The sequence below is a fragment of the Mesorhizobium sp. WSM4816 genome, from assembly GCF_055811535.1.
The window spans coordinates 269144-283671 of record NZ_JBVVQR010000002.1 but is presented as its reverse complement, the minus strand read 5'-3'; the positions used below and the strand labels follow the sequence as shown (position 1 = coordinate 283671).

The window sequence follows — 14528 nt, the reverse complement described above, 5'->3', positions numbered from 1 at the left end:
GAAATTGTAGATACCCCGGGCTGGCGGCCTTCGGGCAGCCAGCCCGGGGGAAGACTCAGCCCTTGGCGACGAGATCGTCGACCTGGGTTTTCAGGGCGTCGAGCGATTCCTTGGCCGAGCCCGACTGGCCGGCGAAGTATTTGCCCAGCGCAACCGGGATCATGTCGCTCGAGAGTTCTGCCCATGCCGGCAGGTCGGGCTCGGATCCCATGTAGTTGGCGATGGTGTCGCGCACGACCGGCAAGTGGCGGGTCGTGCCGGCGCCGACACGCGCATTGGCCAGCACGCGCGGATCGTCATAGACGCTGGTGCGCGTTGGCCCGGTACCGCCACCCAGAACCGTTATCAGCGCTTGGGTATCGGCTGAGGTCGCCCACTGCATGAAGATCCAGGCGGCGTCCGGGCTCTTCGAGTATTTCGATACCGCGAGCGAAGAGCCGCCCTGGTGACCAACGCCCGGAATCTCGCCGAACCCGGTCTGCTCGACGGTGCGCAGCGTCGCGGCAGGTTTCGGCGGAACCATCGCTTCCATCAGGCCCGAAACCTTGGAGGCCTTGGGATCGTCGAAGAACGGGAAGAATTCGCCCCAGGACAGCATCGAGGCGGCGACGCCCTGGCCGACCGACTGGCCCTCGCCATCCCATGTCCAGCCGTCGACGCCGGGCGGCATCGTCGCCTTGAGCTTGTCCCAGTAGGCCATGGCGGCCAAGCCGGCGTCGTCATTGCCGGTGAACTTGCCGTCGGGGCCGAAAATCGAACCGCCATGGCCCCAAAGCCACGCCGTCCAATCGCATTCGAGGCTGTAATGGCCCGATTTCATCTGGCCGCTGGTGCCGTACATGTTCGGGCCCTTGGCGTCGGTGATCGCCGCAGACGCCTTCAGCAAATCGTCCAGTGTCGCCGGAGGCGGCAGCTTGAGCTCGTCCCAGACGTCCTTGCGGTACTGCATGATGAAGATCGGGATGTCGTAGGGTACGCCGACCATGCGGTCCTCGTACATGGCGATACCGTCGACGAGCGGCTTCAGGAAGTCGTCGATGTTGTAGTTCGGCATTGCCAGGTCGGCGTTCTTGAGCTGCTCGCGCGGATCGAAGACGTCCTGGCTGAAGCTCGCCGCCCAGCTCTGGTCGATATAGTAGAGGTCGTAAGTGCCGAGGCTCGAAGCGACGTCAAGGGTCAGCTTCTGCAGCACCTGCTCGAGCGGCAGCACTTCGATCTCGACCTTGATGCCGGTAGCCTCCTCGAAATACTGCTTGAGCTGCGTGGCGATGGCATTGGACGGCGGCGTCGATTCGGTGGCGAGACGAAGCGTCGTTCCGGCAAAGGGCTTGCCGACATCCGAGAGCCATTTGGTGATTTCGGCGCTGGGTTTTAGTTCCTGTTCCTGAGCCGATGCCTGGCTGATGCCGTAGAACGGACGCCGTCCAAAACCCATGCCGAGCGCGCCGGCGCCGAGGCCGAGTATGCTTGCTGCCCGCAGAAACGAGCGGCGGTCTATCTGTCCGCGAACGAAGCGGTCGGTGACAGAAGCAAGATGCGCCTTTCTGATGCTGTCTTTCATTGTCTACTCCTCCGGTTTAATTCGCGATTTTCTCAAGGCTGCGAATTCGAGCCTCCCATCTATTGTTTCAACGATCCCATCGTGAGACCGCGCACGAGGTGCTTCTGAACCAACAGAATGAAGATGAAAGCGGGAATGATGGAGGCGGCGCCAAGCGCGGCCATGTTGCCCCAGGCGGTGCCGATCGAGGTGACGAAGGTCGACGAGACGACAGGCACGGTCTTGAGCGACGTGGTGGTCAGGGTCAGCGCAAACAGGAATTCGGTCCAGCTGAAGATGAAGCAGAGCACCGCCGTGGCGGCGATGCCGCCCTTGGCCATCGGCAGCACGATCCTGCGAAAAATCATGAAGCGGCTGGCGCCGTCGACGATCGCGCTCTCGTCGATCTCGGAAGGAATGTCGTCGAAGAAGCTCTTCATCAGGAGGACGGCGAGCGGCAGGTTCATCAGCGCGTGGATCAGCACCATGCCGGTATAGGTGTCGATGAGACCGAAATTCTTGTAGATGAAGAACATCGGCACCGCGACCGCGACGGGCGGCATCATGCGCGTCGACAACACCCAGCCGACGAAACTGTGCCGGCCGCGGAAGTTCATGCGCGACAGGGCATAGGCGGCAAGCGTGGCGATGGCGACAGCGAGCACGGTCGACAGCGTCGCGATGACGATCGAATCCCAGACGCGGGGCGCCATGTAGAAATTGCCGCCGCCCGGCGTCACGGTGATGCCGCCGCTGCCGAGCGAAATCCCGAACACCTTCTGGAAATTGTCGAAGGTCGGCGTGAAGGCGAACAGTTTCGGCGGCCGGTTGAAGATGTCGTTGCCGTGTTTGAACGCCACCGACGTCCAGTAGTAGATCGGAAAGAAGAAGATCGCGACCACAACCCAGGCGGCGATGGTGCGAAGCATGCGGGTCGAGAAGGAGCCGCTCATTCTACCACCTCACCTTGGCGATACGGATGAAGAGGTTGGCAATGACGAGGATGATCACCAGGGTGACGAGGCTGAGCGTGGCTCCATAGCCCCATTTTACGAAGCTGAACGTCTGCTGCCATGCATAGAGGGACAGCGAGTAGGTCGACGCTCCCGGCCCGCCGGAGGTCATGACGAAGACGTAGTCGAAGACGCGGAACAGATCGATGCCGCGGACCAGCACGGCGATGGCGATCACCTTTGACATCATCGGCAGGGTGATGCGCCGGAAGATCTGGAACGACGAGGCGCCGTCGATCATAGCGGCCTCGTAAGGCTCCGGCGGCAGCGCCCTGAGACCGGCAAGGAAGATGAGGACCATGAACGGGGTCCACTGCCAGATTTCCGCGACGAGAACGCCGGCAAGCGCGGTCGACGCGGTGGCGAGGATGGGGTTGTTCGAATTGAGCAGTCCGATCGACTGCAGGAGATAGCTGATCACGCCGAACTGCGGATCCTCCATCAGCAGATACATCATGCCGACAATGGCCGGCGGGATGACGAGCGTCATCGTCAGTACGCCGCGCAGGAATCCGAAACCGAAGCCGTCGCTGTCCAGGAGCAGCGCGATCGCCATGCCGAGCACCAGCTCGAAGATCAGCGCGATGGCGAAATAGGTGAAGGTGATGACGAGCGACTGCCAGAACCGCGTGTCGTTCCACAGCTGCACCCAGTTTTCCGTTCCGACGAATTCGAGCGCCCGCCGGCGCGGGACGAACTCATGGAAGCTCAGCCAGATGTTGTAGATGAGGGGATACACGGTGAAGACAAGCAGGATCGCCACCAGCGGCAGCAGCCAGGGCAGCGGGTGATCCGAAATGACGAAACGTCTGGCTTGGGCAACCCGCACGCGTTCCTCCCGAACCGCTTCGTTTTGCGATGCACAAATGTTCATATCTTGTGCATTTGTTCAAATGCTATATCGTCGCCCTGTCTGTGGCAAGCACTTGTTGGCCGGCTACAGCGGCATTCGGAAGGGTGCGCCGCAAGCATCGGAGGACCCTCATGACGTCGATCGGTCTGCTGGCACGGGTTGCCCATCAGTATTTCGTGCTGGGCGAAACGCAGCAGGCCATCGCCGAGCGGCTGCAGATCAACCGCACCAAGATCCACAGGCTGCTGGCCGAGGCGAAGGAGCGCGGCATCGTCTCGATCCGCATCAATGCCGGGACGTCCCAGGCGCTCGAAATGGAAGAACAGCTCAGGCGGAAGTACCGGCTCGACATATGCAGCGTCACACCTGATGACACCGGGTCGGAACTCGGGCTCTCCGAAGTGATCGGCATCTATGCCGCGCAGACCGTCGAGACGCTGCTCAGGGACGACATGACGGTCGCCATGGCGTGGGGCCGAACCATGCGATGGCTCGCTTCCAACATCGAGCCGGTGGCGCTCAGGAACGTTACCGTCGTGCCGCTTCTCGGCTCGCTGTCGCGCCGGTCGTCGATCGACAAATACGACGCCGCCGCCGTCTTTGCCCAGCGCACCCAGGCCGAATCCTATTATCTCCCCGGACCCATCATCTGCGACAGCCGTGAAAGCCGTGAGACGATCCTGCAGCAACCGAGCGCGCGCGAGGTTATCCAGAAGGCGCTGAACGCCGACCTTGCGCTGATGAGCGTCGGCGGCACAACCAGTTCGACGCTGCGGAGCGTCGGTTACATGACCGACGAGGAATTCGACAATATCCTGAGACTGAAGCCGATCGGGAACTTTCTCGGCTATTTCTTCGACCGGGACGCCGAACTCATCGACCATCCCGTCAACGAGCGCATTGTTGGGGTCTATCCTCGCGACACGCTGAACATTCCCAAGCGCATCCTCGTTTCCGGCGGAAAGAACAAGGTCGGCATCATGACCAAGCTCCTGGAAAAGGGATTCTTCACCGGCCTCATCACCGACCAGGGGACGGGCAGTTCGCTGTGACCGGCCGGGGTTGCGGCGGCAGCCGAAGCTGCCGTGCGATGTTGCCTGGCGCATCGCGCCCACTTGCCTAAGCCGTCCCTGGTTCGGTTCCATCGCCTGCAGAACATCCTTTTTTGCGTCTTTTGCAGTCCGCATTTTCGCGCCCGCCGATCAGCCCAATCCCGACCTCCGGTTCGCCAGGATCATATCGGCAATCTCGACGAAGCCGCGGCCACCCCGCGACCTGGCGACGAAAGCGGGTTCGGCGTCGATCTGTCCCTGGAAATCCACCACATTCGCGACCCCGAACGCGTTCGGAAAGAACCCGAACATCGGGGCGTCGTTCGGGCTGTCTCCAACGAAAGCATAGGCCTGCCTTTCAGCATCGAGATCGGTTCCCAGCCTCTCGCTTGCAAAGCGGCGCGTCATCGCCAGCTTGTCGTATCGGCCAAACCAGCCGTTCACATGGATCGACGAAATCTTGGCGACAGCGCCGGCCTCCTCGAAAATCTGCTTGATGCGCCTGGCATCGGACAGCGGCAGCGCCGGAACATCCTCGCAAAAGTCGATGGCCAGGTCGGCTTCGCGATATTGCTGGTCGGCGGATACCGCCGAACCCGGCACTTCCTGGACAATGCGCTTTTCCAGCTCGGTGAGCCTGCGCCTGTTTTCCCGGCGTTCGTCAGCGCTTGCCGCGAAAACCCGGATCATCTTTCGCGTTGCCTGGTCATAAGCGAAGTAAAAAGCGCCGTTTTCGCCGACCACGCCGGTGACCGGCCAGAACCGGGCAATCATGTCGCACCAGCCTGCCGGTCTCCCGGTAATGGGAGCAACGACAAGGCCCGCTTCGTGCAGGCGTTCGAGCGCACGGTAGGCATCGGCCGGAAGACGACCCTCAGTGGTCAAGGTGTCGTCGATATCGCAGAAGACGCCGCGAATGCGCGATGCAGTTTCGGGTCCGAATTCGGCGAGGTCGCGCATCCGGTCAGGCTTCCCCACGCGCAAAATCCTCCAGCATTCCTGCATCCGCAGCAATGTCGAGGAACGAGAAGCGATTGCGCATCTCCCGGCAATGAACGACGGCTTCGCGATAGAAATCGGCCGGCGTGCCCAATTCGGCCGCTGAAATCGGCCCGCCGGTCGATTTCAGCAGGCGCTGCATCTCGTCGACAGGCACCATGAATTGCTTGAGCTCCTGCCTGAGTGTCGGCCAGAGCTCCTGCAGCCGCTCGTTGAATGCCGCGGCGGCAGTCTCGTCGAAGGCCTTCTTCTTCAGTTCGTCGAGACATTGTGCGGCGACAGCCGGGCCCATGCGACGGATCATGTCGTCAGGATCGATCTTCGTCGCCTTCACCACCGGCGGCTTGTCGCTTGCAAGCATTGCCTGCTGCAATCGCGCCATGGTCAGCGAAGCGACGCCGACCTGGGTGCCGTGCAGCGTGCCGGGGTGACGCTCGCCGGCGAAACAGTCGATGTAGTGCGATATCTGATGCTCGCCCATGGAACCGTGATTGGAGACGCCGGTGAAGGAAATTCCGAGACCGCAGAGCGTCAGCACGCGATAGAGGTAGCCATTGGCCTCGATGTCGTGTTCGGCAAGATTTCCGGCTCGCTTGTTGAGCGCCGTCTCATCCTTTTCCTGGATGAGAAAAGGGACCTGATGGTAGGCAGTGCCAAGCAGGCGGTGCGACATCCACCAGTCGATCTGGGCGACCGAGCGGCAAAGGCAGTCACCGAACCCCGCCGCCGACAGGTAGGTCGGGGCGGCAGCGGAGACGCCAAGATCGACGAAAAAGCCTGATGGGGCGTGGGAAGGCAGCGATACCTTCAGGCCGCTTTCAAGTGTGATGGACGCAGTCGTCGATGTGTAGCCGTTCATCGAACCGGCCGTCCCGAACACGCAATAGCGCCGCTCATTCCTGCCGGTGACGAACTTGCAGAGATCGTTGATGGTGCCGGAACCGACCGCGACCACGGCATCCGCATCGGCGAGTTTGACGGCGAGGCTTTCGACATTGGCCATGTCGGCATGCGGATGATCCAGGATCACCACATCGACGGGGCCGAGCGTCTTCAGTTCGCGCGCAACGCGTTGGCCAAGCGCCTCATAGGTGGCGGCATCCGCAACGACCGTGAACCGCTCCCCCAGATCGAGTTCCGAAACCAGATCGGCCGCCCGCCCGTCGAGGCTTTCTTCGATGACAATCCGGTCATACGGCACCACCGCCTTTTCACCGGTCTCAGGGTTGGTCCAGCGCCCATCCAGAATGTCGTCGATCAATGCCGTCCAGGATCCGGCTGCCGGATTGGTCATGACGTCCTCATGCTGGCGACCCTGTAATCGAGGCGCAGGAGCGTTGGCGTTATAAACAATAGTCACCTATCACTGTCTTTTGTCAAGCATTTGCCCGCGACGCTTGACTTCGTTCTGCAAACCTGCGGAAAAAGGGACATGAATGCCAATGCCGACATCGACATGGTCCGACCATCTGGGCTCTCGGCACTGCCGCCCGAATTCGACAGCGCGGTGGCGTGGGCTGCCTGGCTCTACTATGTCGACCAGCTCAACCAGAGCGATGTGGCCAAGGTCATGAACGTCTCCAGGGCGAGCGTGGTGCACTATCTGCAGGAGGCGCGCGAAAGCGGACTTGTCGCCGTGCAGGTCGACCACGACGCTTTTGCCCGCACCTTGACCTCGCGGCGTCTCATGGAAAAATACGGGCTTCGCGGCGCCGCGGTTATCCCCGACCTCGATCCAAACGATGCCGACCGCCGCATCGGCGAAGCGGCAGGACGGCTGCTGGCGTCGATGGTCGATCCGGGCGACACGATCGGCGTTGCCTGGGGAAAAACGGTGCTCGCTGCCGCCCGCTCGATCCCACGACTACGGCATGATCGGAACCTCACCGTCGTCCAGCTCTCGGGAAGCTCGATCGGCACCAGCGATTTCTCGCCGGAATTCTGCACCTCGCTGATGGCCAACCGGCTCGGCGCCCGCTGCATAAACCTGCTTGCCCCAGCGATCGTCTCCACCGACGAACTGCACGACCAACTCATGCAGGAGCCGATGCTCGTCAACCAGTTTCGCATGATCCATGCCGCCGGCAAAGTCATCTTCGGGATCGGCGATATCGGGCCGGAGAGCACCTATGCCCGAGCCGGGATATCGGATGCCGCCGCACTTGCCGGCATGATCGAGCAGGGAGCGCTCGGCGTCATCATCGGGCGGTTCATCGACGCCCAAGGAGCCCCTTTCGCAACACCGCTCGACGGACGCACCGTCGGCATCACGCTCGATGAATTGAAAGCGGTGCCGGTCCGCATCTGCGCCGCCGGTGGCGCCCGCAAGATGGCGGCGATCAGGGCCGGGCTCGGCGGCGGATATGCGACACATTTTGTCACCGACATGGCCACCGCGAACAGTCTCTTGGAATAGCCGGTAACCAGCACCGGTGGAACTCATCGTCTCGGGAGGACAATCATGGGCAGCAGCGACGGACCTCTTGTCGTCGGCCTCGACAGTTCCACCCAATCCTGCAAGGCGATTGCCTGGAGCCGGGACGGACGAGCCGTGGCGGAAGGCCGGGCGCCGCTCGAACTGATGAAGCCGAGGCCGGACTATGTCGAGCAGGAGGTCACCGACTGGTGGCGGGCCGCAACAGCGGCGCTGCGACAGCTTGTTGACGCGGTCGACGCGACACGCATCGCCGGGATCGCGATCTCCAACCAGCGCGAGACCGTTGCCCTCATCGACGGCGCCGGCGCGCCGATCGGACCCGCCAGCCTGTGGCTCGACGAACGCGCCGCCGGGCTGGTCGACCGTTTCGCGGCGGAGATCGGCCGTGAGCGGCTGCACCAGATCACCGGCAAGCCGATCGACGTGACGCCGGTCGTCTATCGCCTGAAATGGCTGCGCGAGAACGAGCCGGAACGGTTGGACCAGGCGAACAAAATCCTCGACGTGCATGGCTATCTGACGCTGAGACTGACGGGAACGCCAAGCGCGAGCTGGACCAGCGCCGATCCGTTCGGTCTCTTCGACATCTCGCGCAAGGCATGGTCGCAGCCGATCCTCGATCATCTCGGCATCAAACCGTCGCAACTTCCCGATGCGGTGCGGTCCGGCACGCGGGTCGGGACCGTTCATGCCGCCGCAGCCGCCGCAACCGGCCTCGCCGAAGGAACCCCGGTGATTGCCGCCGGCGGCGATGGGCAATGCGCCGGGCTGGGCGTCAATGCCATGCGCGACGGCGTCGTCTATCTCAATCTCGGAACCGCGATCATCGCGGGAATCTGGTCGCCAGAACCGGTGGTCGGCGCCTTCTGGCGCACCATGACCTCGCCAACCGGCGATGGCTATTTCCTCGAGGCCGTGCAGCGGGCGGGTGTCTATTTCGTCAACTGGTTCGTCGACATGTTTGCCGGCGGGCGCTCCGATCCGGCGATCTTCGACCGCCTCGAAAGGGAAGCGGCGGCCGTGCCGATCGGCTCGGACGGGCTTCTCGCCGGCACCACCCTCGTCGGTTGCATGGACCCGCACTGGGATCCGAGCGCACGCGCCAGCTTCATCGGCATGCACCCCTCGCACACGCTCGGTCATTTTTATCGTGCAGGGCTCGAGGCAATGACGCTGCAAACCGCCCGGGCTCTTGAAGAGATGCGCAGCCATGGTCTTTCGCCGGCGCAAATGGTGGCGATCGGCGGCGGCGCCAACAGCAGGCTTTGGACAAAGATGATCGCGGACGCAACCGGGATCGCGATCCATAAGGGTCACAATGCCGAAGCCTCGTCGCTCGGTGCAGCGATCAGCGCGGCGGTCGGCATCGGATGGTTCGAGGGTTTTGCCGAGGCTGCGGATGCGATGACGAGCATCGCCGAGACAATCGAGCCCGACCCCGGCTGCCGCGCAGCGTGGGACGCGCTCTCGGCCAGACAGGCCAAGGTCTTTTCCGCGACCCGATTCGCCTGGCGAGCTGGAGCGTGAAAAGCATCCCGTCCGGCTACTTCAACCCGCCTACCGCCTGCTGATAGACATCAGGCTTGAAGCCGACGAGGATACGATCGCCGAGATCGAGGACCGGCCGCTTGATCATCGTCGGTTTGGCCAGCATCAGCGCCTTGGCCTTCCTCTCGTCGAGGCTCAGCCTGTCCGTGTCCGACAGTTCGCGAAACGTCGTGCTCGACTTGTTGAGCAGGATTTCCCAGCCGACCTTGCCGGACCAGCCGTCGAGCCTATCCGCCTCCAGCCCCTCGACCCTGTAGTCGTGAAAACGATAGGCGACATCGTGGCTTTCCAGCCAGATGCGCGCCTTTTTGATCGTATCGCAATTGGTGATGCCGTACATGGTGATCGTCAATATTTTGGCCCTCGGCTGGTCGCTCATCGAATCTGCCGCACCGTAAACCACCGTTCAAGCATTGCCAGCGACCATATGTGAAGGGGATTTGAGCTTGCTCACATGGCGGCCAGGGCATCGTCCTGGCCGCCATGCCTGATCACCAACGATGCAGCGAGTGACAGAGCTTCCGAAATCCGGTTCCGGCCTCAATAATAGAAGCGCTCTTCGGCAATTTTGCCGTTCTTGACCGTGTACAGACCAACCTCATCCATGCTGACGCGCTCGCCTGTAGCCTTGGGCGTTATGTCAAACTTGAAGCGCACTGCGAACTGGTCGCCGTTGACATATGGGCCCTCGACCGAGCCGTCATGAACTTCGTTGTTCTCTTCCCACCACTGGCCCTTCTGCCTCACGGCTTCCTTGCCGTTGCAGATGGCCATCGGCCCTTCCATTGCTTCGTAGCTGACGACGTCGTCGGCATTGTACTTTTCAGCCGCAATATGGTTCTGACCCTGCTTGAGCAGCTCTGTGAAATCCTTGGCAATTTCCGCGGTGGTCATGCGTGTTCCTCCTGTTCAGACGCGTTCCAAATAGGGAACCGTTTGCTAACCTGCCACTGGCGGTCCGCTCGATAGCTGACAACCTATGTCAGGATGAGTATTGCGCGCCAGCCTTGACCGCTGAAGCACTTGTGATGCGACGATCAATAGCCATGCGATCCAGATCTCTGTCGATACAAGTACTCGTTCGCCCGGGAGAGCGAGGCGGCAACTTCACGATTGGTACATCAATAGCAGCCGCGCTCGATGGCGAGGCGGCGCACCAGCGCCAGCACGCTGTCGATGGTCGGCGTCGGCTGGCCAGTCAGCCGGCCGAGTTCCTGGACCGCCGTCACCAGCGCGTCGATCTCCATCGGCCGGCCACGCTCCAGATCCTGCAGCATCGAGGTCTTGTGCTCGCCGACGTCGCCGGCACCCTTGATGCGGCGGTCGACCGAGATCGGGAAACGAACGCCGAGGCTTTCGCCGATCGCCTGCGCCTCCAGCATCATGGTGCGGGCAAGCGTGCGGGTGGCCTCGTCGGCAGCGATTGCCGCAAGCGTGCTGCCGGTCAGCGCGGAAATCGGGTTGAAGGAGAGATTGCCCCACAGCTTCACCCAGATCTCGCTGCGGATGTCGTCGCGAACCGGCGCCTGCAGCCCGGCCGCAACCATCTCCTCGGCAAGCCGCGTGACACGCTCGCTCTTCTCGCCCGAGGGCTCGCCAAGCGAGAACCGCTTTCCCTCGATATGGCGGACCAGGCCGGGCGCATCCACCTCTGCCGCGGGATAGACGACCGAGCCGATGACGCGATCCGGCCCAAGCCGGTCCCAGATCACCCCGCCGGGATCCACCGCTTGCAACCGCGTGCCTTCGAGCGGCCCGCCGATGCTGTGGAAATACCACCACGGCACGCCATTCTGCATGGTGACGACGGCCGTTCCCTCGCCCAGCAGCGGCGCGATCTGGTCGAGCGCTGGCGCGACGGAATGGGCCTTGAGCGCCAGCACGACATAATCCTGGGCGCCTAGCTCCTGCGCCTGCGCGGCGGCCCTGACCGAGGCGACGGATTCATGACCGTCTTCGATCAGGCGAAGCCCGTTTGCCCTGATCGCGTCGAGATGCGCGCCGCGCGCCACGATCGACAGATCGACGCGGCCGGCCATGGCAAGTTTGGCCGCGAGGTAGCCGCCGATCGCGCCAGCGCCAAAAATGCTGATCCGCATTATCCCAGCCCAGGTTTTGCAAGACCGAGTTTGGCCGCGAGACCGATGCGCTGCAGTTTGCCGGTCGCGCCCTTCGGGATTTCGTCCAGGATCAGGACAATGCGCGGCACCTTGAAGTCGGCAAGCCGTGTCGCGGCAAAGCTGCGGATGTCGGCTTCTGTCGCGGCCATGCCCTCGCGCAGCACGATCGCAGCCGCGACCTCTTCACCGAGCTTGTCGTGCGGCGTGGCGAAGGTGACGACCTGCGCCACCGCCGGATGGTCCATCAGCACGTCGTCGACCTCGAGCGGCGAGATCTTCTCGCCGCCGCGGTTGATGATCTCCTTGAGCCGGCCGGTGACGCGCAGATAAAAGTCGTCGTCGAGCACGCCCTGGTCCCCGGTATGAAACCAGCCATGCGCAAAAGCCGTGGCATTGGCGTCCGGATTGTTCTCGTAGCCCGCGGTGACATTAGGTCCGCGAATGACGATCTCGCCGGTGTCACCGGGCTGCAGCAATCGCCCGTCCGGCGCCATCACCGCCACCTCCGGTCCGGCCGCGGCGCCGACGCTGCCCGGCTTGCGCAGGCCCGGCGGCAGCCGGTTCGAAGCCATCTGGTGCGCGGCCTCGGTCATCCCATAGGATTCGATCACCGGGCAGCCGAAGGTCGCCTCGAGCTCGGCCATCACCTGCGGTGGCAGCGATGCCGAGGACGAGCGGATGAAGCGAAGCGACGCTGCGGCCAGCGCCTCGGCATTGCGCGTTGCGCGCGGCAGTATCGCCTGATGCATGGTCGGCACCGCCGTGTACCAGCTCGGCCGCGCCTCGCCCAGCCAATGGAAGAAGCGCAGCGCGTTGAAGCCCGGCGTGCAGAAGACGCTGCCGCCGGCGGCGAGCGAGGACAGCACCGCCGCGATCAGCCCATGGATGTGGAACAGCGGCATGATGTTGAGGCAACGATCGCCGGCCGTCAGGCCGAGCGTCGCGCCGATATGAGCGGCCGAGGCGGCGAGATTGGCGTGGCTGAGCGGCACCAGCTTGGGTCGTGACGTGGTGCCGGACGTGTGCAGCAACAGCGCGATGTCGCCGTCTTCAGCTAGGCCGGGCGAAACAGACGGACCAACCGGTTTGCCCTTGATATCAAAACTGCCGGCTGGTGCGTCACGCAGTGCCGTGAGCCTGAGCACCGCTATGCCGAGGCGCTCGGCCACGGTCACCGCCGGGCCGCTTTCGTCTTCGGCGACGAGGATCGCCTTGGCGCCGATGTCGGTCAGATAGAAATCGAGCTCGTCGGCCCGGTAGGCCGGATTGAGCGGCGCCGTCGACGCCGCCGCCGCCACTGCGACAAAGGCCGTCGCCATCTCCGGCCCGTTCGGCAGCACGATGGCCACCCGGTCGCCACGGCCGAGGCCCAGTGCATGCAATTGCGCTGCCGTCTCGGAGATCAGGCGGCGCAGTCCGCCATGCGTGAGCGTGATCCTGTCGGGTGCCGAAATCGCCGGCGCATCGTCGGCTCCGGCGGCAAGCCGCTCAATGATCGGGGCCGCTTCAGACAACGCGAACCTCTAGGTCGCCGACGCCATCGATATGGCCACGAAGAACGTCACCGCGAACGACCGCGCCGACGCCCGCCGGCGTGCCGGAAAGAATGATGTCCCCCGGCATCAGCGTGAACAGACCTGAGAGATAGCTGATCATTTCCGGAACCTTCCAAATCATCTGGTTGAGGTCGCCGGTCTGCTTTCGCTGACCATTGACGTCCAGCCAGATCGCGCCCTGGCTGGGATGGCCGGCCGAGCTTCCCGGAACCAATGGCGTGCATGGCGCCGATGCCTCGAAGGCCTTGCCGACCTCCCATGGACGGCCCATGTCCTTCGCCTTCCCTTGCAGGTCGCGCCGCGTCATATCGAGACCTACGCCATAACCGAACACGCAGTCCAGAGCCTTTTCGACCGGGATGTCGGTACCGCCGCTCTTCAGCGCCACGACCATTTCGATCTCGTGATGAACATCGTTGGAGGCCGGAGGGTACGGAAATTCTCCTGTCGTATCAAGGTTGTCGGGGTTCTTCTGGAAGAAGAATGGCGGCTCCTTGTCGGGGTCGTGTCCCATCTCGACGGCATGCGCGGCATAGTTCCGCCCGACGCAATAGACCCGATGCACCGGAAACAGCTTGTCGGTTCCCGCCACCGGGATGCTCGGGATTGCGGTCGGTTCGATGACGTAGCTTGAAGTCGTGCCGTGCATGTTCACTGTCTTGCTCCTGCGTAGTATTCGACCTTGGCTTCGGCCCGTTCGATCAGTTCGGCGATCAGCAGGGCGAAGGCAAAAAGGATGATGGTCAAGGCCCAGAATTCGGCCATGCGGAAATTTCGCGAGAAGGTCTCGAACAGCGCACCGTAGCCGACGATGGCGACGAGCAACTGGCCGATGACGACGCCCTTAACGCCGCGGATGAGGCCGAGGCGAATGCCGGCAAGGATTTCCGGAAGGGCCGCCCACAGGATGATCTTGCTATAGAGAGCCGGGCGCGAGGCGCCGTAGGAACGCGCCATCTCGATCAGCGACGGCGAGATATGGCGGACCCCGGCGCGGGTGTCGAGAACGATGATCCAGATCGCAAACAGGAACACCGCCGCAACGATCGTCTTCTCGCCGAAGCCGAACAGGATCATCAGCACCGGGACGATCGCCGAGAGCGGTGCGCTTGAAAAGATGTTGACCCACATGCCGAGCAGGTCGTCGGCGATCTTGACGCGTCCCATCAGGATACCCAATGGCACGCCGACAACGATCGACAGGGCCATGCCCGTCGCGAAGGCGCGAAGGGTCGTGACTGTCGCGCTCTGCCAGGACGGCGTCTGCACCAGGCTGACCGCTGCAACCAGCACGTCGCTAAACGGCGGCAGCAGAAAGACAAGGTCGAGCCGGCCGACGATTTCCCATACGACGCACCAGACCAGCAGGGACGCCATCATTGGCACACGGTAGCCGAACAAGGTCACGGC

Annotated in this window: 14 protein-coding genes; 3 read left to right on the top strand and 11 right to left on the bottom strand. The window is 62.9% G+C overall.

The genetic code is table 11. The features are described from left to right. Positions 1–55: 55 nt before the first annotated feature. Genes AC0L3H_RS03420 through AC0L3H_RS03410 form a run of 3 tightly spaced genes read right to left on the bottom strand, consistent with a single transcriptional unit; the run spans position 56 to position 3382 of the window. Positions 56–1561 (bottom strand): ABC transporter substrate-binding protein, encoded by a 1506-nt coding sequence (locus AC0L3H_RS03420; protein ID WP_473584508.1) that lies wholly within the window; start codon positions 1559–1561, stop codon positions 56–58. Positions 1562–1620: 59 nt separating this feature from the next. Beyond that, entirely contained in the window at positions 1621–2493 is an 873-nt protein-coding gene (locus tag AC0L3H_RS03415) for a carbohydrate ABC transporter permease (protein WP_473584507.1), read from the bottom strand. A 1-nt stretch (position 2494) separates the two neighbouring features. Continuing rightward, complete coding sequence (locus AC0L3H_RS03410) at positions 2495–3382, bottom strand: carbohydrate ABC transporter permease (RefSeq protein WP_031255008.1); 888 nt, start codon at positions 3380–3382, stop codon at positions 2495–2497. 155 nt (positions 3383–3537) lie between these two features. On the opposite strand from AC0L3H_RS03410, the gene AC0L3H_RS03405 reads away from it, so the two are divergent. Then, a complete protein-coding gene (locus tag AC0L3H_RS03405) occupies positions 3538–4458 on the top strand; it encodes a sugar-binding transcriptional regulator (protein WP_473584506.1) in 921 nt (306 codons plus the stop codon). 150 nt (positions 4459–4608) lie between these two features. On the opposite strand, the gene AC0L3H_RS03400 is transcribed toward AC0L3H_RS03405, so the two are convergent. Both AC0L3H_RS03400 and AC0L3H_RS03395 read right to left on the bottom strand, forming a co-directional pair. Further along, entirely contained in the window at positions 4609–5418 is an 810-nt protein-coding gene (locus tag AC0L3H_RS03400) for an HAD-IIB family hydrolase (protein WP_128245667.1), read from the bottom strand. A gap of 4 nt (positions 5419–5422) precedes the next feature. Then, on the bottom strand, positions 5423–6751 hold the full coding sequence (locus AC0L3H_RS03395) for a sn-glycerol-1-phosphate dehydrogenase (protein WP_473494424.1): 1329 nt from the start codon (positions 6749–6751) through the stop codon (positions 5423–5425). Between the two features lie 138 nt (positions 6752–6889). Here AC0L3H_RS03395 and AC0L3H_RS03390 point away from each other — a divergent pair, with 138 nt between their 5' ends. Then, a complete protein-coding gene (locus AC0L3H_RS03390; RefSeq protein WP_287172033.1) occupies positions 6890–7873 on the top strand; it encodes a sugar-binding transcriptional regulator in 984 nt (327 codons plus the stop codon). Positions 7874–7918: 45 nt separating this feature from the next. Continuing rightward, the gene (locus AC0L3H_RS03385) at positions 7919–9421 is read left to right on the top strand and encodes a xylulokinase (RefSeq protein WP_473584505.1); all 1503 of its coding nucleotides are present in this window, start codon (positions 7919–7921) and stop codon (positions 9419–9421) included. A gap of 16 nt (positions 9422–9437) precedes the next feature. On the opposite strand, the gene AC0L3H_RS03380 is transcribed toward AC0L3H_RS03385, so the two are convergent. The 6 genes from AC0L3H_RS03380 to AC0L3H_RS03355 all read right to left on the bottom strand — a co-directional run bounded on the left by AC0L3H_RS03380 (position 9438) and on the right by AC0L3H_RS03355 (position 14525). Continuing rightward, positions 9438–9794, bottom strand: coding sequence for an ArsC family reductase (locus AC0L3H_RS03380; protein ID WP_473584615.1), 357 nt, complete (start codon positions 9792–9794; stop codon positions 9438–9440). A gap of 188 nt (positions 9795–9982) precedes the next feature. After that, positions 9983–10336, bottom strand: a complete 354-nt coding sequence (locus tag AC0L3H_RS03375; RefSeq protein ID WP_473584504.1) for a SnoaL-like domain-containing protein — start codon at positions 10334–10336, stop codon at positions 9983–9985. 227 nt (positions 10337–10563) lie between these two features. Then, on the bottom strand, positions 10564–11541 hold the full coding sequence (locus AC0L3H_RS03370) for a 2-dehydropantoate 2-reductase (protein ID WP_473584503.1): 978 nt from the start codon (positions 11539–11541) through the stop codon (positions 10564–10566). Beyond that, positions 11541–13076: an acyl--CoA ligase gene (locus AC0L3H_RS03365; protein WP_473584502.1), complete on the bottom strand. Its 1536-nt coding sequence runs from the start codon at positions 13074–13076 to the stop codon at positions 11541–11543. Before AC0L3H_RS03365 ends, AC0L3H_RS03370 begins: the two co-directional genes overlap by 1 nt. Continuing rightward, positions 13069–13767 (bottom strand): fumarylacetoacetate hydrolase family protein, encoded by a 699-nt coding sequence (locus AC0L3H_RS03360; RefSeq protein ID WP_473584614.1) that lies wholly within the window; start codon positions 13765–13767, stop codon positions 13069–13071. Before AC0L3H_RS03360 ends, AC0L3H_RS03365 begins: the two co-directional genes overlap by 8 nt. 2 nt (positions 13768–13769) lie before the next feature. After that, positions 13770–14525, bottom strand: a complete 756-nt coding sequence (locus AC0L3H_RS03355; RefSeq protein WP_128167733.1) for an ABC transporter permease — start codon at positions 14523–14525, stop codon at positions 13770–13772. Positions 14526–14528: the final 3 nt, after the last annotated feature.